This window comes from Pseudomonas sp. 8Z (assembly GCF_902506535.1).
Taxonomy (GTDB): Bacteria; Pseudomonadota; Gammaproteobacteria; order Pseudomonadales; family Pseudomonadaceae; genus Aquipseudomonas.
On record NZ_LR733827.1, the window covers coordinates 1,624,782 to 1,645,204 of the forward strand.

The window sequence follows — 20,423 nt, forward strand, 5'->3', positions numbered from 1 at the left end:
TGAGTCGAGGCTGTTCAGGTGGCCAGTTCGCTGCGGTTGCGACCGCCGTTCTTGGCACGATACAGCGCCTGGTCGGCGCGCTTGAGAGCATCGCCACTGTCTTCGCCGCTGTCCAGCAGGGTGCAGCCAAGGCTGACGGTCTGCTGCAGTTCGGCGTCGTCGAGGGTGATCGGCAGTTCGGCGATGGCCAGGCGAACGCGCTCGGCGATCTGCAGCAACTCCTTGGCTCCATGCACCTGGGTGAGGATGACGAATTCCTCGCCGCCGTTACGCGTCACCACGTCCTGCGGCCTGACCGCCGCACTCATGCGTCTGGCGCTCTCCCACAGCACACGGTCGCCGCCATCGTGGCCGTGGCGGTCGTTGACCTGCTTGAAGTGATCGAGGTCGCAGTAGATCAGCCCCAGGTGCAGGCCGCTGCGTTCGGCGGCCGCTCTCTGCAGGGGCAGAAAGTGCAGCAGCCCGGCGCGATTCCACAGTTGGGTCAGTGGGTCGAGCATGCCTTTGCGCTGTTCGCGGTCGAGGGCGTCGCGCAGTTCCTGCGCCTGCTGCGAGCTGTGCTGCAGACGCAGATAGCCTTCGGCCAGGTAAGCCAGATCGCGTAGCTGACATTTCTGCCGGGCATTGAGTCGTCGCACGTGCGGGTCTGCCAGGCACAGGGTGCCCAGCGGCATGCCGCTGACGTCGTGCAGTGGCCAGCCGGCGTAGAAGCGCGCGCCGGGGTTGCTCTTGGCCAGGTCGGTGTCGGCGAAGCGCGAATCCGTCTCGCTGTCCTCGATGAGCAGCGGCATGTCGGCCAGTACCGCATAGGAGCAATAGGAGATGTCGCGGGAAGTCTCTGCCACGTCCAGACCCTGGCGACTCTTGAACCACTGGCGGTCGCGGTCGACCAGGCTGATCAGCGCGGTTTTCACGCCGAATAGTTCGCGCGCCAGACGGGTGATCGCGTCCAGGCAGGGATCGGCGGGCGTGTCGAGCACTTCCAGGCGATCCAGGGCTGCCTGGCGTTCGGCTTCATTCGCGGGTACGGGCACGCTGAGCATGGGCGATCTCTCCTTCTGCTGGCGGGGGGAGCCACAGGTCGCGGTGACTCAAAACCCAAGCATAGCCAGCCAATACCAGACTTCGCAGGCTCATGAAGGCGAGAAAGGCCAGCCACAGGCCTTGATTGCCCAAGCCTTGCAGCAGCCACGCCAGGGGTAGGCTCAGCACCAGGGCGATGAGCATGGCATCGCGCATCTCACGGGCGCGGGTGGCGCCGATGAACAGGCCATCGAGCAGATAACTCCAGACGGCCAGTAATGGCAGCACGGCCAGGTAAGGCAGAAATTGTCCTGCCAATTCGCGCACCTCGGCGATATCGGTCAGCAGTGCCACGAACGCATGCCCGCCGACTAGGAAGAACAAGGCGAAGCAGGCGCTGGCCAGCACCGACCAGGTGCCGGCCACCAGCAACGCGCGGCGCAAGGCGGTGCGGTCACGCGCGCCGAGGGCATGCCCGCACAGCGCCTCGACGGCATGGGCCAGGCCGTCCAGGGCGTAGGCGGTCAGGGTCAGGCCGTTGAGCAACAGGGCATTGGCCGCCACGGTGGTATCGCCCAGACGCGTGCCCTGCACGGTGATCAGGAAGAACACCAGTTGCAGGGCCAGGGTGCGGATGAAGATGTCGCGGTTGACCGCCAACAGCGGCCGCCAGTTACTCCAGCGGCGCAGCGCGGTCAGGTCGAGCTGGCCGGGGTAGCGCGCCAGCGCGCCGCGAGTCAGCCACAAGCCGATTAGCGCGCCGCTCCATTCGGCGATCACCGAGGCCCAGGCCGCACCTGCCACACCCCATTCCAGGCCGAGCACGAACAGCAGATCCAGCGTCACGTTGAGCAGATTAGCGGTGAGCAGAATGGCCAGCGGGCCGCGTGCGCTTTGCGTGCCGAGCAACCAGCCGATCAGCGCGTAAGTCGCCAGGCTGGCAGGCAAGCCGAACAGGCGGATCTGGAAATAGTCGCGGGCCAGTTGATCCAACTCGGCCGATGGCTGCATCAGACTCAGCGCCGCTGCGCTGAACGGCAGCGCCAGCACGCTTAGCAGCAAGGCGAGTAGTACCCCCAGACCGAGCCCCTGCAGCAGCACCTGACGCAGCGCGCCGCCATCCTCGCGGCCTGCAGCCTGGGCGGCGAAGCCGGTGCTGCCCATGCGCAGAAAACCCATGGCCCAGGTCAAAAGGGTGTAGAGGCTGCCGCCGACCGCCACTGCCGCCAGTTGGTGGGCGTGCGGCAGATGGCCGACCACGGCGGTATCGACCAGCGCCACCAGCGGCACCGAGAGGTTGGAGAGAATCATCGGCACGGCCAGTGCCCCGACCTTGCGTTGGGTCGGAGCGTGGCGCCAGGCATCGAGCAAGGCGGACATGAGGGGTTCCGGCAAAGCGCCGATTATAGGCACGAACGGCGCCTCGGCGGAGTGTGCCCGGCTTGGCGTATTCGTCGCCTGGCCGCCGCGGCCTGCACGGCGCTCGGCTATAGTATGGTCCCCGCGCCCCCCTTCTACCGGAGCCCGTAATGCCGAACAAAGGACTGCTTCTGGCCTTGGCCCTGAGCCTGCTTAGCGCCTGTGACTCATCCCAGTCGCCTGCCACCGTAACCGGGGCCCCGCCCGCTGCCGATCAGCCGCAGACGCCAAAGCCAGCGGTTGACCGTGATGCCCTGAGCAAACGCTACGCCAGTCGTGAACTGGAGGTGGTGGACGTTTCCGAAGTGCAGCTCGACGGTGCCAGCGCGCTGTCGGTGACCTTCTCCGTGCCACTTGATCCCGACCAACGCTTCGCCGAACGCCTGCATCTGGTCGACAGCAAGGCTGGCAAGGTCGACGGTGCCTGGGAGCTGACCGATAACCTCAACGAGCTGCGCCTGCGTCATCTGGAGCCCAAGCGCAAGCTGGTGCTGACCATCGATGCCGGGCTCAGGGCGATCAATGGCGGCAAGCTGGCTGCCGAGCATGTCAGCCGCTTCGAGACGCGTGATCTGCAGGCCAGCGTCGGCTTCGCCAGCCGTGGTTCGTTATTGCCGACACGACTGGCTGAAGGTCTGCCGGTGATTGCGTTGAACGTCGACAAGGTCAACGTCGAGTTCTTCCGCATCAAGCCTGAGTCCTTGCCGCGCTTCCTCGCGCGCTGGGGCCGCGCCAGCAACCTCGATACCTGGGAGGCGCGCGAGCTGCTGCCAATGGCAGACCTGGTCTATGGCGGGCGCTTCGACCTCAACCCGGCGCGCAACACCCGTGAAACCGTGCTGCTGCCCATCGCCGGACTGGAGCCGTTCAAACAGCCCGGCGTGTACCTGGCGGTAATGCGTGAGGCTGGTAGTTACAGCTATTCGCAACCGGCCACGCTGTTTTCGCTCAGCGATATTGGCCTGTCGGCGCACCGCTATCGTGATCGTCTGGATGTTTTCACCCAGGCGCTGGAGGGCGGCAAGGCGCAGTCTGGCGTGCAACTCGAATTACTCGATGCCGAGGGCGCGCTATTGGCTGAAGGTGAGACGGATTCGACCGGTCATGCGCAGTTGCCTCTGCCCGCCAAGGCCGAGGTTTTGCTGGCCAAGCAGGATGAGCAGACCAGCCTGCTGCGTCTGAATGCGCCTGCGCTGGATCTGGCCGAATTCGATATCACCGGGCCGAGCGCCAGCGCGCTGCAGTTGTTCGTGTTCGGCCCGCGCGACCTCTATCGCCCAGGCGAGACCGTGCTGCTCAATGCGCTGCTGCGCGATGCCGACGGCAAGGCGGTCAAGGCCCAGCCGGTCAATGTCGAGGTGCGCCGCCCGGATGAGCAGGTCAGCCGCAAGTTCGTCTGGAACACCGATGCTCAAGGCCTCTATCAATATCAATTGGCGTTGGCCGATGAGGCGCCGACCGGGCGCTGGCAACTGCTGCTCGATCTGGGTGACGGCAATCCACAGGTTTACGAATTTCTCGTCGAGGACTTTCTGCCCGAGCGCATGGCGCTGGAACTCAACGGTCAGGACCGCCCCATCGCACCGAGTGCCGAGGCCCGTTTCAGTGTGACCGGGCGTTATCTCTACGGTGCCCCGGCGGCCGGCAATCGCCTGTCCGGGCAGCTTTATGTCAGGCCGCTGCGTGAGGCGGTGGCGAGCCTGCCGGGCTATCAGTTCGGCGATATCACCGAAGCCGATTTGACCCAGGAGCTGGAACTGGCCGAGCAGAGCCTGGATGATCAGGGCCGTGCCACCATTACCCCGGAAAATCGCTGGGGCGATGCCCGCTCGCCGTTGCGCCTGATCCTGCAGGCCAGCTTGCAGGAGTCCGCCGGGCGGCCCATCACCCGCCGGGTGATTCAGCCGGTATGGCCGGCCGAGCGGTTGCCGGGTGTGCGTGGGTTGTTCGATGGCGAGGAAGTCGATGCCGACAGTCTGGCCGAGTTCGAGGTGCTGGTGGCCGATGCCGAGGGCAACAAGCTGGCCGCCGATAACCTCAGCGTGCGCCTGGTGCGTGAACGGCGCGATTACTTCTGGAGCTTCTCCGACGGCGAAGGCTGGCGCCACAACTACACCGAGAAATACCTCACCCTCAGCGATGAGCCGCTCAAGGTTGCGGCGGGGGGCACGGCCAAGGTCAGCTTCCCGGTGGAGTGGGGGCCATACCGCGTCGAGGTGGTGGACAACCAGACCGGCCTGGTCAGCAGCCTGCGTTTCTGGGCCGGCTACCGCTGGCAGGACAATGCCGATGGCGGCGCGGTGCGCCCTGATCAGGTCAAGCTGGCGCTGGACAAACCCGCCTACGCCGCTGGCGACGTGGCCAAGATTACCGTTACCCCGCCGACGGCCGGCAGTGGTTACCTGCTGCTGGAGTCCAGCGATGGCCCGCTGTGGTGGCAGGAAATCAGCGTGCCTGCCGAGGGTGAAACCTTCGAGCTGCCCATCGACGCGAAGTGGGCGCGGCATGACCTGTACCTCAGCGCCCTGGTGATTCGCCCCGGCGAGCGCAAGGCGCAGGTCACGCCCAAGCGCGCGGTCGGCCTGCTGCACCTGCCGCTGGATCGCGCGCCGCGCAAGCTGGCGGTGAGCCTGCAGGCGCCTGAGAAGATGCGGCCCAAGCAACCGCTGAAGGTCAAGGTCGTGGCGCGCAATGCCGACGGCAGCATCCCCGACAAGGTGCATGTGCTGGTTGCGGCGGTGGACGTGGGCATCCTCAACATCACCGACTTCGCCACGCCCGATCCCTTTGCCAGCTTCTTTGGGCGCAAGGGCTATGGCGCCGATCAAATGGATATCTACGGGCAACTGATCGAAGCTCAGGGCCGCGTCGCCAGTCTGGCCTTTGGTGGTGATGCCGGGCTCGAAGCCGGCGGCAAGCGCCCGGATACCAGTGTGTTGATCGTCGCCCAGCAAAGCGATGCACTGCAGTTGAACGCGCAGGGTGAGGGCGAAGTGAGCCTGGATATTCCCGACTTCAACGGCGAGTTGCGCCTGATGGCGCAGGCCTGGAGCGACGAGCGTTTCGGCATGGCCGAAGCCAAGACAGTGGTGGCTGCACCGCTGGTCGCCGAGCTGTCGATGCCGCGTTTTCTGGCCGGTGGCGATGAAACCACCCTGGCGCTGGATGTGACCAACCTCTCCGGCAGCGAGCAGACGCTCGATGTGCAGCTCGATGTCAGTGGCCAGTTGCGCCTGCTCGGCAAGGCGCAGGCAGCACTGAGCCTCAAGGACGGCCAGCGCACCACCTTGCGCATCCCGGTGCGCGCCGTGGGTGGCCTGGGTCAGGGGCATATTCAGATCAAGGTGCAGGGCTTGCGCCTGGCCAATGAGCCGCTCGACAGTTTCAGTCGTGACTGGACGCTGGGTGTGCGCCCGGCTTACCCGGCGCAGTTGCAGCATTTTCGCGCGGTGCTCCACGAGGGCGAGCCGTGGAGTCTGCCGCCGGGCACGCTGAGCCAATTCGAACCAGCCGGTCTGGAGGCGGTGCTGGCGCTGTCGAGTCGCCCGCCGCTCAATCTTGGCGAGCAGATCCGCGCGCTCAAGGCGTACCCCTACGGCTGCCTGGAACAGACCACCAGCGGCCTGTACCCCTCGCTTTACGCCGATGCCGCCAGCCTCAAGCGCCTGGGACTTAGCGGCGAGCCGGACGCGCAGCGGCGCAAGAGCATCGAGCTGGGTATCGAGCGCTTGCTTGGCATGCAGCGCTACAGCGGCGGCTTCGGCCTGTGGAGCGCTGAAAGCGATGAGGAGTATTGGCTCACCGCTTATGTCACCGACTTCCTCTTGCGTGCCCGCGAGCAGGGCTTCGGCGTGCCCAACGAAGCGCTGAAAAAAGCCACGGATCGTCTGCTGCGCTACCTGCAACAAAGCAGCCTGATCGAGGCCAGCTACAGCGAGGACAACGCGCATACCCGCTTCGCCGTGCAGGCCTATGCCGGCTATGTACTGGCGCGCAGCCAACAGGCGCCACTGGGCTCGCTGCGCAGCCTGTTCGAGCGCCGCAGCGATGCCCGTTCTGGTCTGCCGCTGGTGCAACTGGCCGCCGCGCTGAAACTGATGGGCGATGCGCCACGGGCCGAACAGGCGCTGGCCCAGGGGCTGATCCAGCAACGCGATGGCGAGCGCTGGATGGCCGATTACGGCAGCGTCCTGCGCGATCAGGCGCTGATCCTCGCCGTGCTGGAAGAGAACGACATGGCCGCTGGGCAGCGTGAACAGCGCCTGTTCGACCTGGCGGATGTACTGGCCGGCGAGCGCTGGCTGTCGACCCAGGAGCGCAACGCGCTGTTCCTGGCCGGGCGCGGCATCCTCGGCAAACCGGAACAGGCCTGGAGTGCGGCACTGGCCAGCGGCGCCTTCCAGTTCAACCTGAGCGACCAGCAGCCGGGCTTGAAGCTTGAGCGTGACGAGTTGGCCGAGCCGCTGAGTGTGAGCAATGCCGGCAGCGCCACGCTGTATCAGCAGCTCACCCTGTCCGGCTACCCGGCTCAGGCGCCGCGTGCCGGTGGCGAGAACCTCAGCATCGAGCGCCAATACCTGGGCATGGATGGCCGTCCGCTCGACCTGCAGCACCTGAACAGCGGCGAGCTGGTGCTGGTGCACCTGGCTGTACGGGCCAAGCAGCGTGTGCCCGATGCGCTGGTGGTGGATCTGCTGCCGGCCGGGCTGGAACTGGAAAACCAGAACCTGGCACAGAGCGCCGCAAGCCTTGATGACGCGGGCGGTAACGTCAAGCAATGGAGCCAGGCGATGCAGAACGCGCGGATCAAGCACCAGGAATACCGGGGCGATCGCTATGTGGCGGCGGTGGATGTCGACAGCTATGACACCACCCACCTGCTGTACCTGGCCCGCGCCGTGACGCCCGGCAGCTACCGCGTACCGCCACCGCAGGTGGAATCGATGTACCGGCCCAACTGGCAGGCACTGGGCAGTGCGCCGCAAGGGATGGTGGTGCGGGGGCGGTAAGAACGGCCCCACTTCGCGCCGGCGCCACAGGAAACGTAGCCCGGATGCAATCCGGGAATTCTGAGCACAAGGAAGTGCGCGATGGTGAACTACCTTAGAGCAAAGGTCGCTGGCGGTTGTTATTTCCTGACGCTGACCCTACAAGACAGGCGTAGTGATTTACAGACACTCCGCCCTGCTGCGGCAGTGCTTGCGTGATACACAAACACAACGGCCCTTTCGCGTACCTGCTCTGGTGGTGTTGCCGGATCATCTGCATATGCTGATGACGCTGCCAACTGATGATGCCGACTTCTCTGCGCGAATCCGTATGCTCAAGGCCTCCTTCGTGGTCACGCTGCGCCAACAGGCAGGCTGCGATGTGCGAATCAATGCCAGGGGTGAAGCCAATATTTGGCAGCGACGTTTTTGGGAACATCTGATTCGTGACGAGCAGGATTACCGCAATCATCTGGATTACATCCATCTCAACCCGGTCAAACACGGTCTGGTCGCTCGTGTACAGGATTGGCCGTTTTCCAGTTTTCATCACTATGTGCGTCAGGGCTTGCTGCCTATCGATTGGGCGGGGGGCGCAGACGTCGGGATCGAAGAAGCTGGCGAATAAGGCAGTCCCCGGATTGCATCCGGGCTACGCGAAACCAGTAACACGGATGCAATCCGGGGGCTTGTGCTGAAAATGCCATCCAAACGCCGGCGTCGATGGACGCTCATCGTTCTACTCCCCCTGGCTCTACTCTGGCTCGCCGACCGCCTCTTCCCGCTACCGTTGCCCGAAGACGATCTAGCCCGCGTGGTGTTGGCCGAGGATGGCACGCCGCTGTGGCGTTTCGCCGATCACGATGGTGTGTGGCGTTACCCGGTGACGCCGCAGGAAGTTTCGCCCTATTACCTCGACGCGCTGCTGACCTACGAGGATCGCTGGTTTCGCCAGCACCCAGGCATCAATCCGTTGGCACTGGCGCGCGCCGCTTGGCAGAACCTGTCCGGTGGGCGCGTGGTGTCCGGCGGCAGCACACTGTCGATGCAGGTGGCGCGGCTGCTCGATCCGCATGCGCGTGACATGGCTGGCAAACTCAAGCAGCTCTGGCGCACCGCGCAGTTGGAGTGGCACCTGTCCAAGGACGAGATCCTCACGCTGTACCTCAATCGCGCGCCGTTTGGTGGCACCTTGCAGGGCGTGGCGGCGGCGAGCTGGAGCTACCTGGGCAAGCCACCGAGCCAGCTCACCCGCGCCGAGGCCGCCTTGCTCGCGGTGCTGCCACAGGCGCCCAGTCGTTTGCGCCCGGATCGTCACCCCGAGCGTGCCCAGGCCGCGCGCGACAAGGTGCTGCGGCGCCTGGCCGAGTTCCGGGTGTGGCCACAGGCGCAGATCGACGCCGCACTGGAGGAGCCGGTGTTTCTCGCTCCGCGTCGCGAGCCGAGCCTGGCCCCCCTGCTGGCGCGAAGGCTGGATCGCTCTGCTCGCTCGCCGCTGATCCGCACCAACCTCGATGCCACGTTGCAATTGCGCCTGGAGGACTTGCTGCTGGGCTGGCGCGCACGTCTGCCAGAACGGACCTCGGCGGCGATTCTGGTGGTCGAGCACGAGAGCATGGCGGTGCGCGCCTACCTTGGCTCGGTGGATATCGGCGATGCCTCGCGCTTCGGCCATGTCGACATGGTGCGCGCGTTGCGCTCGCCCGGCTCGACACTGAAGCCCTTTCTCTATGGCCTGGCCCTGGACGCCGGACTGATTCACTCCGAGTCGCTGTTGCAGGACGTGCCCCGGCATTACGGCGATTACCGCCCCGGCAACTTCGCCGCCGGTTTCAGCGGCCCGGTGTCGGCCAGCAGTGCGCTGGCGACCTCGCTCAATCTGCCGGCCGTGCAACTGCTCGAAGCCTATGGGCCGAAGCGTTTTGCCGGTGAGCTGCGTGCGGCCGGCCTGCCGATTCGTTTGCCGGCCCTGGCTGAGCCCAGCCTGGCGCTGATCCTCGGCGGCGGCGGTACGCGCCTGGAGTCGCTGGTCGGCGGCTACAGCGCCTTCGCCCGTGGCGGCATGGTCGCGCGCCCACGCTTGCAACCGAGCGATACGCTGCGCGAACGACGCCTGCTTTCACCGGGCGCGGCATGGATCATCCGGCGCATTCTCAGCGGTCAGGCGCGGCCTGATCGTGACCCACGCGCGCAGTTGGCGCAGCGCCCCGGCCTGGCCTGGAAAACCGGCACCAGCTATGGCTTTCGCGATGCCTGGGCGATTGGCGTCGGCCCGCGTTATCTGGTTGGTGTTTGGATTGGCCGCCCGGACGGCACGCCCGTACCCGGCCAGTTCGGCCTGGCCTCCGCCGCGCCCTTGTTGCTACAGGTGCATGATTTGCTGGTGGGGCGCGACAGTCAGCGCGGGCTGGCGCCGCCGCCTGATCCGCAGCCCGCGACGGTCGGTGTCGCGGCAATCTGTTGGCCACTGGGGCAGCCCATGGACAAGGGCGACGCCAATTGCCGCCGCCAACGCTTCGCCTGGACACTCGACGGCACCACGCCGCCGACCCTGCTGGCCGCTGATCAGCCCATGGGCAGTGGTTTGCGTGAGCGCTATTGGGTCAATGCCCAAGGGTTGCGCGTGGCGTCCGATTGCCCCGCTGCTCAAGCCCGTGAACTGGTGCTCTGGCCCGCGCCGCTGGAGCCCTGGCTGCCACCGCGTGAACGGCGTGCCGCGCGCCTGCCTGCCAGCGACCCACAATGCCCGCCGCCGCCGAGCAGCCAGGCGGCGCCGCTGAGCATCGTCGGCGTGCGCGAAGGTGACCGTTTGCGTCGCCCGCAAGGCAGCAGCGAGGCACTGCGCCTGAGCCTGTCGACCCTCGGCGGCAGTGGTCGGCGTTGGTGGTTCGTCGATGGCGAGCCGCAGGCCGAGACCCTGGCCGCTGCCCCGTTCGAGCATGCCTTTGCGCTTGGCCACCACCAAGTCAGCGTGCTCGATGAGGGTGGGCAGACGGCCAGCCTTAGGTTCAGCGTCGGGCCTTGATGGAGCGACTGGGACGATGGCTACTCGTTTACCCATAAACGAATAGCCTGATCTATCTGGCGGATTTGCATGGCGTCTGCCTGGACATGCTACGGGTAATAGCTAAGCGCGCGCCTTATAACGGCTTCTCCATCGCTATCAATGCCGCCCTGTCGCCAGCGGCTGAGCAGCGTTCGACGATGGCGACGGGTTTGTAGCCCAGACGGGTGTAGAGCAGCAGACCGCTCACGTTGGCGTTGAAGCACGACACTTTCATCAGTGGCGCCTTGTAGCGCTGCTGGGCGAGGCTTTCCATCACCGCTACCAGATACTGGGCCACGCCTTGGCTGCGTGCCCAAGGCGCCACCATCAGGTTGCCCAGGGCGCAGAATTCGCCATGCTGCCATTGGTAGAAATTGGCGAAACCGGCGATCCGGCCGTCGAGCTCTACCACGGTGCTTTCGCGGCGCTCGGCGATAGCGGCGGCCAGTTGACCGACATTCAGCGGCCAGATGGCCTTGGGGTAGCTGAAGAACAGTTCCTCCATGGTCTGTGGAAAACCGACCACCTCACTCAAGTCAGCGGCGCTAGCTGGGCGGTGTTGCAGGGCTGAATACAAGCGGGGTTCCTCGGTCAATGTGGCGGATATTGCGCGAGAATCTGCGTCACGGTTTCCCGGATCGTCCGCTCACGTTCAGCCGGGCTGAGCGCCTGGCTGCTCACAAGTTGTTCGCCACTACCACGCCAAACCAACTTGCCGTCCTTGGCGTCGTAGAGGTCGATCTGCAAGGTGGCGACCTTGTAGTCCAGGCGGCGCGTTTCACTGAACGCCGGACCGCCCCAGTAACCGCCCCAATGGCCACCCCAGCCGCCGTATTGGGTGGTGATCTGATCCTGGCGCTCATCGACGCTCAAGACGACTTGCACCTTGAGATCGCCCTGGCTAGCGCCAGTCTGGCGCAAGCCGCGCTGCTCCAGTTGATCATGCAGCGCCTGGCTGATGCGCTGTTCGGTCAGGTCGCTCTTGAGGCGAGCGTCGTCGGGTTGGTAGACGAAGGCTTTATCCATCCAGCGCCAACTGCGGTAGGCGCTGAAGTCGCGATTGGGGTCGAAGTCATGCTCCAGGTTGATGCTGGCGCAGCCCGTCAGCAGCAGGGCGAAAAGCAGACTGAGCAAGGTACGCATGCTGAACTCCTGATGATCAGTGCGGCGGGTAGCCGCTGAGCGCTTTACCGATAGCCGCGCGTACGGCATCGGCCTGGGCACGTTGATCCTTATTGGCCAGCGCTTCGCCGCTGCCGGACCAGACCACTTGGCGGTCGTGGGCGTCGATCATTTCCAGGCGTACCACCAGCACTTTTTCCTCATAGGTCCGCACGATGGGCGTGCTGCCCCAGGCACCATACTGCCGTCCCCAGGGGCCGCCGCCATAGTAAGCACCGGCATCGTCCTGGTACTGGCGCAGGCGGGTTTCCTGGGTCATGCGGGCATTGATCAGCAGATCGCCGTTGCCGCTCTGGGCCGGGCGCAGGCCGTATTGGTCGAGCCCGGCGCTGACGCTGTCGGCCAACTGCGCGCCACCGAGCCAGGCCGCGCCAGATGGCGCCCTGCCGCCATCCCAGCTCCAGGTGCGATAGCGCCCGTAGTCGCGCACGGGCGCCGGGTAGGCGCTGCGGTCAAAGGTGTTGGCGGCCCCTGGCGGTGCCGGTGGCATCGGCAGGGATTGGGCCTGGTAAGGGTTCTGGCTCTGGCAGGCGGCCAGCAGTGGTAGGACGAGTAAGGCTATGACGCTGCGCATGGTCATCTCCGGGTTACGCTCGACATCAGCGCTGTGCATTCAGGCTACGCCTGGCTTTTGGTCGGCTTCAACTGCGTTCACAGGGGCCGACAGATCCAGTGCAGGTAACGGCCGAGCCCTTCGAAACTGGGATGGCGGCGGTGCGCCAGCTCCATCTCCAGCAGGTCGAGCAGGTCGGCCTTGGCCTGAAACTCCTGCGGCATGTAGTCGTGGAACACGCGCACGCCGCTACGGCTTTCGACCTGCCAGTGCGTGGCGAGTTGCGTGCCCAGCTCGCGCGGGTCGAGCGGTTGCTGTGGTGTCAGGCTCTGCCCTTCGCCAGCGAAGCGCGCCTTGCGCAGCTTGCGAAAGTGCCCCTTGAGCAGGTTGCGGTAGATCAGTGCGTCCTTGTTGTAGAAGGCCAGCGACAGCCAGCCGCCCTTGGCCGTCAATTGATGCAGCACTGGCAGGATGGCGGCGGGCTCGGCCAGCCATTCCAGCACGGCGTGGCACAGCACCAGATCGTAGGGCTGTGGCAACTGGCCGAGCAGTTCCTGCCAGGGTGCCTGGATGAAAGTGGCGCTCTGGCCTGCTTCGGCAAAGCGCTGGCGGGCGCCTTCGAGCATCGGTTCGGCGGGTTCGGCGAGGGTCACATCATGGCCCTGCTGAGCCAGCCATAGGCTCATATGACCGAGGCCTGCGCCCACGTCGAGCACACGCAGCGGGCGTTCGGGCAGGGCTTCGGCCAGGTCGGCCTGCAGCACAGCCAGGCGGATGGCGCCTTTGGCGCCACCGTAGATTTTCTCGGCGAAACGGGTGGCGAGTTCGTCGAAATGGCGGTCGCTCATCGGGCAAAACGCCTTTCGCTGTCGGCCAGTTTGGCGCGTACCACTTCGTCCATATCCAGCCCCAGTTCGCTGCATAGGAGCAGGAGATAGAGCACGATGTCGCCAACTTCCTGGCCAGCATGGGCGAGTTTGTCAGCCGCCAGCGTGCGTGATTCGTCTTCGCTCAGCCATTGGAATATTTCCACCAGCTCGGCCATTTCCACGCTGGCGGCCATGGCCAGGTTCTTCGGGCTGTGGAAGCGCTTCCACTGGTTGGCATCGCGAATGGCGTGCAGGCGGGCGGTGAGTTCGGGCAGGTTCATCGGGGGCTCCTTTCGAGCCGCATAGCTTCGGCGTGAACGCCGCGCGCTGCAAGCAGCGCTTTGTCTTCACGGGCTTTCGCTAAGGCACTGCGGTGGTCTGTCGCGCGGCAACCAACCACAGAGTCGGTGGCGCAATTAGCAGCTAATCTTTCATGGTGTATTGACCCAGATCAATGCACCGGTTTGCGCGACCCACTCTGGCTCACGGGCATTTGCCCGCATAAGAACAACAGTGCTGCGTGTGACTCCAACGCCTGGAGTCTGTGGCTCGGCTTTGCGTGCCGAGGCCGAGATAACCCTGAACGAGGACGTGTCATGTTTGGCCTAGAGGCGCTCGAACTTGCCCGTATTCAATTTGCCTTCACCATTTCCTTCCACATCATCTTCCCGGCCATCACCATCGGGCTGGCCAGTTACCTGGCCGTACTCGAAGGCCTGTGGCTGAAAACCAGCAATACGGTGTACCGCGACCTCTACCACTTCTGGTCGAAGATCTTCGCGGTCAACTTCGGCATGGGCGTGGTTTCCGGCCTGGTCATGGCTTACCAGTTCGGCACCAACTGGAGCGCGTTTTCCGACTTCGCCGGGGCGGTCACCGGGCCGCTGCTGACTTACGAGGTGCTCACTGCGTTCTTCCTCGAAGCGGGCTTTCTCGGCGTCATGCTGTTTGGCTGGAATCGCGTCGGGCCGGGGCTGCACTTCTTTTCCACGGTGATGGTGGCCATCGGCACGCTGATTTCCACCTTCTGGATTCTCGCCTCCAATAGCTGGATGCACACGCCGCAGGGCTTCGAGATCGTCGATGGGCGAGTGATCCCGGTGGACTGGTTCGCCGTGGTTTTCAATCCTTCGTTCCCCTATCGCCTGGCGCACATGGCCACAGCGGCGTTTCTTGCCACCGCCTTCTTCGTCGGTGCTTCGGCGGCCTGGCATCTGCTGCGCGGGCGCGACAATCCGGCGATCCGCAAGATGCTGTCGATGTCCTTGTGGATGGCGTTGATCGTCGCCCCTGTGCAGGCCTTCATCGGCGACCTGCATGGTCTGAATACGCTGAAGTACCAGCCGGCCAAGATCGCCGCGATGGAAGGCCACTGGGAGAACGTCGGTGACGAGCCGACGCCGTTGATCCTCTTCGGCTGGCCGGACATGCAGCGCGAGGAAACCCGCTTCAAGGTGGAGATTCCCGGCCTGGCCAGCCTGATCCTGACGCACAGTCTGGATAAGCAGGTGCCTGCACTCAAGGAGTTCGCTCCCGAGGATCGGCCCAACTCAACGGTGGTGTTCTGGACGTTCCGCATCATGGTCGCCATGGGCCTGCTGATGATTCTGGTGGGCATCTGGGGCACCTGGCTGCGTCGAGGTGATCGCTTGTACCGCTCGCGTGCGTTCTTGCGCGTGGCACTGCTGATGGGGCCGAGCGGGATCATCGCCATCCTCGCCGGCTGGTACACCACCGAGATAGGTCGTCAACCATGGATCGTGCATGGCCTGATGCGAACCGCCGATGCCGCATCCGGGCATAGTGCAACGCAGCTTGGCATCACGCTGGTGCTATTTGTGGTGGTCTATTTCCTGCTGTTCGGTGCCGGTATCGGCTACATGCTGCGCCTGGTGCGCAAGGGGCCGCAGATCGACGAGGGCAAGGCCGTCTCGGCAGGCGGCCCAGGCCAGCCACGCACGCCGGCGCGGCCGCTGTCGGCGGCCTCAGAGGGCGTGGACGAAGGTGAAACCGACAGCTTGCAGCCGAGGAACTGAACATGGGTATCGATCTTGCGCTGATTTGGGCAGTGATCATCGCCTTCGGGGTGATGATGTACGTGGTGATGGACGGCTTCGATCTGGGCATCGGCATCCTCTTTCCCTGCGTTCATGACAAGGGCGAGCGCGACGTGATGATGAACACCGTGGCGCCGGTGTGGGACGGCAACGAAACCTGGCTGGTGCTCGGTGGCGCAGCGCTGTTCGGCGCCTTCCCGCTGGCCTACGCGGTGGTACTCGATGCCTTGTACCTGCCGCTGATTTTGATGCTGCTGGGGCTGATCTTCCGCGGTGTGGCCTTTGAGTTTCGCTTCAAGGCTCAGGAGCACAGGCGCCACCTGTGGGACAAGGCGTTTATCGGTGGCTCACTGACCGCCACGTTTTTCCAGGGTGTCGCGCTGGGCGCGTATATCGACGGTTTCGAAGTGGTCAATCGGCGTTTCGCCGGTGGTGCCTTCGACTGGCTGACGCCATTCTCGGTGTTCTGCGGCGTGGCGCTGATCGCGGCTTATGCACTGCTCGGCTGCACCTGGCTGATCATGAAAACCGAAGGGCGCTTGCAGCAACAGATGCACGATTTGGCGCGGCCATTGGTGCTGGTATTGCTGGGAGTGACCGCTATCGTCAGCCTGTGGACGCCCTTCGCCCACCCGGACATCGCCGAACGCTGGTTCAGCCTGCCCAACCTGTTCTGGTTCATGCCGGTGCCGGTACTGGTGCTGCTGTGCACCTGGGCGCTGCTCAAGGCGGTGGCGAACAATGCCCACTACGCGCCGTTCATCCTCACTCTGGCACTGATCTTCCTCGGCTACAGCGGCCTGGGCATCAGCCTGTGGCCGAACGTGATCCCGCCAGCCATCAGTATCTGGGACGCTGCCGCGCCGCCGCAGAGCCAGGGCTTCATGCTGGTCGGTGCGCTGTTCATCATCCCCTTCATCCTTATGTACACCGCCTGGAGCTATTACGTGTTTAGAGGCAAGGTGACGGTGGATGACGGCTACCACTAAGGAAGCGGCCATGACCGAGAGCGAAGAGAAGAAACCGCTGTGGCAGCGCCTGGGTTGGCTGGTGCTGATCTGGGGCTGCAGCGTCGCCACGCTGGGTATCGTTGCCTGGCTGCTGCGCTTGTTCATGAGCGCAGCGGGATTAGGCACACCGGCTTGAGGTTGGAGATCGACCGCAGGCGCGCCCATGGCCGCGCTCATTTGTAAATCATTTGCGTTTGTACTATTTTCTCGTGTTTTCCCGGCACCGAGAGCCGCCCGTGTCCACCCCTGTCGATCCTCCGCCGCCCGAAGAGTTGTTCCGGCGTCATTCGTCGGAGCTGCTGCGTTTCTTCACCCGGCAGACACGTTGCTGCGAGCTTGCTGCCGACCTGCGCCAGGAAACCTGGCTGCGCCTGCAAGGTCGTCCGGCGGGGGAAATCGGCAATGTACGCGCCTTCCTCTACCGCATTGCGCGTAATCTGCTCATCGACCACCACCGCCAGCAGCAGGCTCGTCCGCAATTGGCGCAGCTCGATGAGGCGCTAGAAAGCGAACTACCTGAACCCGAGCGTGCCACTGAAGACAGTCGGCGTCTGGCCCGATTGCAGACCTTGATGCACGAGTTGCCTGAGCACCTGCGTCAGGCGCTGCTGTGGAATCGTCTAGATGGCCTCACCCAGCGTGAAATCGGCGAGCGCCTAGGTGTCTCGGAAAGTATGGCCGGACGCTATATCCTCAAGGCCCTCGAATATTGTCAGGAACGCATGGATGACCTGTGAGGCAGATTTGCGCAGCCAGGCTCGGGAGTGGCTGGTACTGCTGAACTCCGGGCGCGCCAGCGCGGACGATCATGTGGCTGTCGAGCGCTGGCGTCAGACCAGTACCGAGCACGCCAGTGCATTGGCCGAGGCGGAGCGCTTGTGGGCGCTGCTTGGCCAGGTCGAACGACCGACCGCCGTTGTACAGCCCCCGGCGCGTCGCAAGCGGCGCTGGCCACTACCCCTGGCGACGGCCGCCTGCCTGCTGCTTGCCCTGTGGATGGCACCGCCGGGCTGGCATGCCGATGTACGCACCGAGGCGGGAGAGCGGCGTGAAGTGACGCTCGAAGACGGCTCGCATCTACATCTCAATGGCGCGACAGCCCTGGACTGGGATGCCAACGCCGACGGCCTGCGCCGGGTGCGCCTGTATCGTGGCCAGGTGGATTTCCAGGTGGCGGCCGATGCTGCGCATCCCTTCGTGATCGATGCCGGTGCTGCACGCATCCGCGTCACGGGTACCCGCTTCGACGTCAACCTGCTGGACGAACAGGTGTTGCTGGCCGTGAGCGAAGGGCACGTGCAGGTCAGCGATGCCGATGGTAACGAGCGCGCCGTGCAAGCCGGTGAGCAAATCGCCTGGCGCGATGGCCGCCTGCAACCTCTGCAGCCTCTGGACGCCGGGCGGGCACTGGCCTGGCAGCGTGGGCGTCTGGTGTTCCGTGATCGTCCTTTGGCGGAGGTATTCGAGGAACTGGAGCGCCAGCAAGCGCAGCAGGTGTTATTCCTCGATGGCCAGGCGCGTGAGTTGAAGGTAACCGGGGTGTTCTCTCTCGATGATCCATCGGCCGTGCTGCGCGCCATCGAAACCGCGCTGCCGGTTCGGCTGACCCGGCTTCCGGGTGTACTGCTGGTGTCTTCGCGAAGCTGACCACGCTGTTGCCGGTGCGATCCCGTCGCCGACACTGGTGAGCACCTATGCAAAAAAAATTGCGGCATCGGTTCAGGAATGCGCGATGTCCTCGTCTTCTGTTCCTGCAAATGCGACTTCTTCGCATGAATAGCAAGCAGAGCACAGGACACCCGCATGCGTTCGATTCCCTTCATCCCGACGTTGATCGCCCTTTCTATCGGCCTCGTTGCCGCTCAGGTGCAGGCCGTCGAACTCGATATCCCGGCGCAGCCGCTGGATTCAGCGCTCACCGATTTTGCCGAGCAGGCGGGCATTCGCCTGTTGTACGACGCCAGCCTGACCCGTGGCATGAGTGGCGGCAGTGCGCTCAAGGGCGACTATTCCGTCAGCGACGGGCTGCAGCGGCTGCTGCAGGGCAGCGGTCTGACGTTCAGCATTGGCAGCGATGGTACCGTCACGCTGATCCCCGCACCCGCCAGCGGCGACGTGCTGGAGTTGGGCGCCATTGATGTCAGTGGTCAGCTCGATGGTCGTGCGGACCTGCCGAGCCACTATGCCGGTGGCCAGGTAGCGCGCGGTGCCAACATTGGTGTGTTGGGCAACCAGGACATGCAAGACGTGCCCTTCGCCTTCTCCAGCTACACCTCGGAACTGATCGAGACACGCCAGGCGCAGACGCTGGCCGACGTACTGGCCAGCGATCCAGGCGTACGCCAGTCCTACGGCTTCGGCAACTTCTCCCAGGTCTTTGTCGTGCGCGGCTTCCAGTTGTACAGCGACGACATCGCCTTCAACGGCCTGTACGGGATCCTGCCCCGGCAGATCATTTCCACCGAATCGGTCGAGCGGGTCGAGGTGTTCAAGGGCGCCAATGCCTTTCTGAACGGCGTCGCGCCTGGCGGCAGTGGTGTCGGTGGGGCGATCAACGTGGTGTCCAAACGTGCCGAAGACACCCCGACACGCCGCTTCACCCTCGACTACGCCAGCGACAGCCGGGTGGGTGGGCATCTCGATCTGGGGCAGCGTTTTGGCGAAGACAACCGTTTCGGTGTACGCCTGAACCTGGCGCAACGCGAAGGGGAAACGGGCATCGACGATGAGCATTCACGCTTCGGCCTGGCTTCCCTGGCCCTCGATTATCGCGGTGAGCGCCTGCGCCTGGCGGCGGACATCGGTTACCAGAAGCAGCGGGTGAACGAGGGGCGCTCGGTGGTCTACCTGACCACCACGGGGAGCACGTCCACCCTCAATGGCAAGGTGCCGGACGCGCCTGACTCCAAACACAACTACGCCCAGCCTTGGAGCTGGTCGCAACTTGAAGACACCTACGGCATGTTCAGCGCCGAGTACGACCTGTCACCGTCGTGGACGGCCTATGTCAGCGGCGGTGGCAAGTACACGCGGGAGAATGGTGTATATGCCTCCAACTACGTGTACGGCGCCGATGGCGCGGCGCGCATCGGGCGCCTGTATTCGCCACTCGACCAGGAAACCTTGAGCCTGGCCACGGGCCTGCGCGGCGAGCTGCAGAGCGGCTCGGTGAGCCACAGGGTCAACCTGGCGGCCAACGGTATCTGGCAGGAAAAGCGCAACGCCTTCGAGTCGACCAGTGCGGCCAATCGCGAGGAGGGCAATCTGTACGACGGCTCGCCGGTTTCTGAGCCCTCGGCCAGCACGCCTTCTGGCGATCTGCATGACCCGGACACCACTGGCAAGGTGCAGAACAAGAGCCTGGCGGTCTCTGACACGCTGGGCTTCTTTGATGATCGCGTGCTCCTGACGCTCGGCGTGCGCCGGCAGACCATCGGCGCCGATGCCTGGAGTGCGGCCAGTGGCGCGCGTACGTCCAATTACCAGGAAAGCATCACCACGCCGGCCTACGGCCTGGTGTTCAAGGCCACCGATTATCTGTCGTTCTATGCCAATCGCATTGAGGCCTTGCAGCAGGGGCCGACCGCGCCCAATAGCGCTAAAAACAGCGGCACGATGTTCGCGCCTTATCGCTCCAAGCAGACCGAGGCGGGTGTGAAACTCGACTGGGGGCGTTTCGGCGGCAACCTGAGCCTGTTCCGCATCGAACAGCCGCAGGGCGTGACCGATGGCAATGGCTACTACGCAGTGGATGCCGAGCAACGCAATCGTGGTGTCGAGCTGAGCCTGTTCGGCGAGCCATTGACTGGCCTGCGCCTGCTCGGCGGGGCGACCTGGACACAAGCCGAGCTGCGCGGTACCGCAGGCGGCAGCAACGATGGCAACCAGGCCGTCGGCGTACCCGAATTCCAGTTCAACGTCGGTGCCGACTGGGACGTACCGGGTGCGCCGGGGCTGAGCCTCAACGGTCTGTTGTTGCGCACTGGCGGGCAGTTCGTCGATAGTGCCAACGATTACAGCATTCCGGCCTGGACGCGGGTGGATCTTGGCGCGCGTTACAAGACCCGCCTGGACGAGCACACCGTGACCTTCAATGCACTGCTGGAGAACGTCGCCGACAAGAACTACTGGGCTTCGGCCAACGGCGGCTACCTAACCCAGGGCGCGCCACGCACCTTCAAACTGTCGGCCACGCTGGATTTCTGAGTGCTGGTCGGCTGGCCTCGGTGTCTCTGCGCCGCCTAACGTCACACTGCGCTCGATAGATGCGGCAGGG

16 protein-coding genes are annotated in these 20,423 nt (G+C 64.5%); 9 read left to right on the forward strand and 7 right to left on the reverse strand.

From position 1 onward, the window contains the following. Nucleotides 1-14: 14 nt before the first annotated feature. Nucleotides 15-1,043: a sensor domain-containing diguanylate cyclase gene (locus tag AERO9A_RS20385; protein WP_159973729.1), complete on the reverse strand. Its 1,029-nt coding sequence runs from the start codon at nt 1,041-1,043 to the stop codon at nt 15-17. After that, nucleotides 1,015-2,403: an MATE family efflux transporter gene (locus AERO9A_RS20390; protein WP_159973730.1), complete on the reverse strand. Its 1,389-nt coding sequence runs from the start codon at nt 2,401-2,403 to the stop codon at nt 1,015-1,017. The genes AERO9A_RS20385 and AERO9A_RS20390 overlap by 29 nt, the downstream gene beginning before the upstream one ends. Nucleotides 2,404-2,552: 149 nt before the next feature. Here AERO9A_RS20390 and AERO9A_RS20395 point away from each other — a divergent pair, with 149 nt between their 5' ends. The 3 genes from AERO9A_RS20395 to pbpC all read left to right on the forward strand — a co-directional run bounded on the left by AERO9A_RS20395 (nt 2,553) and on the right by pbpC (nt 10,455). Further along, nucleotides 2,553-7,451, forward strand: coding sequence for an alpha-2-macroglobulin (locus AERO9A_RS20395; RefSeq protein ID WP_159973731.1), 4,899 nt, complete (start codon nt 2,553-2,555; stop codon nt 7,449-7,451). A gap of 154 nt (nt 7,452-7,605) precedes the next feature. Further along, complete coding sequence (locus AERO9A_RS20400; protein ID WP_306109809.1) at nt 7,606-8,058, forward strand: transposase; 453 nt, start codon at nt 7,606-7,608, stop codon at nt 8,056-8,058. A gap of 72 nt (nt 8,059-8,130) precedes the next feature. Next, nucleotides 8,131-10,455: a peptidoglycan glycosyltransferase PbpC gene (pbpC, locus tag AERO9A_RS20405; protein WP_159973732.1), complete on the forward strand. Its 2,325-nt coding sequence runs from the start codon at nt 8,131-8,133 to the stop codon at nt 10,453-10,455. A 115-nt stretch (nt 10,456-10,570) separates the two neighbouring features. Here the strand turns inward: pbpC and AERO9A_RS20410 are convergent, their stop codons facing one another. The 5 genes from AERO9A_RS20410 to AERO9A_RS20430 form a co-directional block, all read right to left on the reverse strand. Further along, on the reverse strand, nt 10,571-11,053 hold the full coding sequence (locus tag AERO9A_RS20410; protein WP_159973733.1) for a GNAT family N-acetyltransferase: 483 nt from the start codon (nt 11,051-11,053) through the stop codon (nt 10,571-10,573). A 14-nt stretch (nt 11,054-11,067) separates the two neighbouring features. Beyond that, nucleotides 11,068-11,619: a DUF4136 domain-containing protein gene (locus tag AERO9A_RS20415; protein ID WP_159973734.1), complete on the reverse strand. Its 552-nt coding sequence runs from the start codon at nt 11,617-11,619 to the stop codon at nt 11,068-11,070. Nucleotides 11,620-11,635: 16 nt separating this feature from the next. Next, nucleotides 11,636-12,232: a DUF4136 domain-containing protein gene (locus AERO9A_RS20420; RefSeq protein WP_159974117.1), complete on the reverse strand. Its 597-nt coding sequence runs from the start codon at nt 12,230-12,232 to the stop codon at nt 11,636-11,638. A 77-nt stretch (nt 12,233-12,309) separates the two neighbouring features. Next, nucleotides 12,310-13,059: a methyltransferase gene (locus AERO9A_RS20425; RefSeq protein ID WP_159973735.1), complete on the reverse strand. Its 750-nt coding sequence runs from the start codon at nt 13,057-13,059 to the stop codon at nt 12,310-12,312. Beyond that, on the reverse strand, nt 13,056-13,361 hold the full coding sequence (locus AERO9A_RS20430) for a MazG-like family protein (protein ID WP_159973736.1): 306 nt from the start codon (nt 13,359-13,361) through the stop codon (nt 13,056-13,058). The genes AERO9A_RS20425 and AERO9A_RS20430 overlap by 4 nt, the downstream gene beginning before the upstream one ends. Nucleotides 13,362-13,676: 315 nt before the next feature. Here AERO9A_RS20430 and AERO9A_RS20435 point away from each other — a divergent pair, with 315 nt between their 5' ends. The 6 genes from AERO9A_RS20435 to AERO9A_RS20460 all read left to right on the forward strand — a co-directional run bounded on the left by AERO9A_RS20435 (nt 13,677) and on the right by AERO9A_RS20460 (nt 20,353). Continuing rightward, nucleotides 13,677-15,116, forward strand: coding sequence for a cytochrome ubiquinol oxidase subunit I (locus AERO9A_RS20435; protein WP_159973737.1), 1,440 nt, complete (start codon nt 13,677-13,679; stop codon nt 15,114-15,116). Nucleotides 15,117-15,118: 2 nt separating this feature from the next. Continuing rightward, nucleotides 15,119-16,126: a cytochrome d ubiquinol oxidase subunit II gene (gene cydB / locus AERO9A_RS20440; RefSeq protein ID WP_159973738.1), complete on the forward strand. Its 1,008-nt coding sequence runs from the start codon at nt 15,119-15,121 to the stop codon at nt 16,124-16,126. 10 nt (nt 16,127-16,136) lie between these two features. Next, the gene (locus tag AERO9A_RS20445) at nt 16,137-16,283 is read left to right on the forward strand and encodes a DUF2474 domain-containing protein (RefSeq protein WP_159973739.1); all 147 of its coding nucleotides are present in this window, start codon (nt 16,137-16,139) and stop codon (nt 16,281-16,283) included. Between the two features lie 100 nt (nt 16,284-16,383). Then, nucleotides 16,384-16,884: an RNA polymerase sigma factor gene (locus AERO9A_RS20450; protein ID WP_159973740.1), complete on the forward strand. Its 501-nt coding sequence runs from the start codon at nt 16,384-16,386 to the stop codon at nt 16,882-16,884. Beyond that, complete coding sequence (locus tag AERO9A_RS20455; RefSeq protein ID WP_159973741.1) at nt 16,874-17,794, forward strand: FecR domain-containing protein; 921 nt, start codon at nt 16,874-16,876, stop codon at nt 17,792-17,794. Before AERO9A_RS20450 ends, AERO9A_RS20455 begins: the two co-directional genes overlap by 11 nt. A 156-nt stretch (nt 17,795-17,950) precedes the next feature. Next, the gene (locus AERO9A_RS20460; RefSeq protein ID WP_159973742.1) at nt 17,951-20,353 is read left to right on the forward strand and encodes a TonB-dependent receptor; all 2,403 of its coding nucleotides are present in this window, start codon (nt 17,951-17,953) and stop codon (nt 20,351-20,353) included. Nucleotides 20,354-20,423: the final 70 nt, after the last annotated feature.

Coding starts and splice junctions, on each gene's coding strand:
- AERO9A_RS20385 (WP_159973729.1), bottom strand. CDS start 1,043: ATGCTCAGCGTGCCCGTACCCGCGAATGAAGCCGAACGCCAGGCAGCC.
- AERO9A_RS20390 (WP_159973730.1), bottom strand. CDS start 2,403: ATGTCCGCCTTGCTCGATGCCTGGCGCCACGCTCCGACCCAACGCAAG.
- AERO9A_RS20395 (WP_159973731.1), top strand. CDS start 2,553: ATGCCGAACAAAGGACTGCTTCTGGCCTTGGCCCTGAGCCTGCTTAGC.
- pbpC (WP_159973732.1), top strand. CDS start 8,131: ATGCCATCCAAACGCCGGCGTCGATGGACGCTCATCGTTCTACTCCCC.
- AERO9A_RS20415 (WP_159973734.1), bottom strand. CDS start 11,619: ATGCGTACCTTGCTCAGTCTGCTTTTCGCCCTGCTGCTGACGGGCTGC.
- AERO9A_RS20420 (WP_159974117.1), bottom strand. CDS start 12,232: ATGCGCAGCGTCATAGCCTTACTCGTCCTACCACTGCTGGCCGCCTGC.
- AERO9A_RS20425 (WP_159973735.1), bottom strand. CDS start 13,059: ATGAGCGACCGCCATTTCGACGAACTCGCCACCCGTTTCGCCGAGAAA.
- AERO9A_RS20430 (WP_159973736.1), bottom strand. CDS start 13,361: ATGAACCTGCCCGAACTCACCGCCCGCCTGCACGCCATTCGCGATGCC.
- AERO9A_RS20435 (WP_159973737.1), top strand. CDS start 13,677: ATGTTTGGCCTAGAGGCGCTCGAACTTGCCCGTATTCAATTTGCCTTC.
- cydB (WP_159973738.1), top strand. CDS start 15,119: ATGGGTATCGATCTTGCGCTGATTTGGGCAGTGATCATCGCCTTCGGG.
- AERO9A_RS20445 (WP_159973739.1), top strand. CDS start 16,137: ATGACCGAGAGCGAAGAGAAGAAACCGCTGTGGCAGCGCCTGGGTTGG.
- AERO9A_RS20455 (WP_159973741.1), top strand. CDS start 16,874: ATGACCTGTGAGGCAGATTTGCGCAGCCAGGCTCGGGAGTGGCTGGTA.
- AERO9A_RS20460 (WP_159973742.1), top strand. CDS start 17,951: ATGCGTTCGATTCCCTTCATCCCGACGTTGATCGCCCTTTCTATCGGC.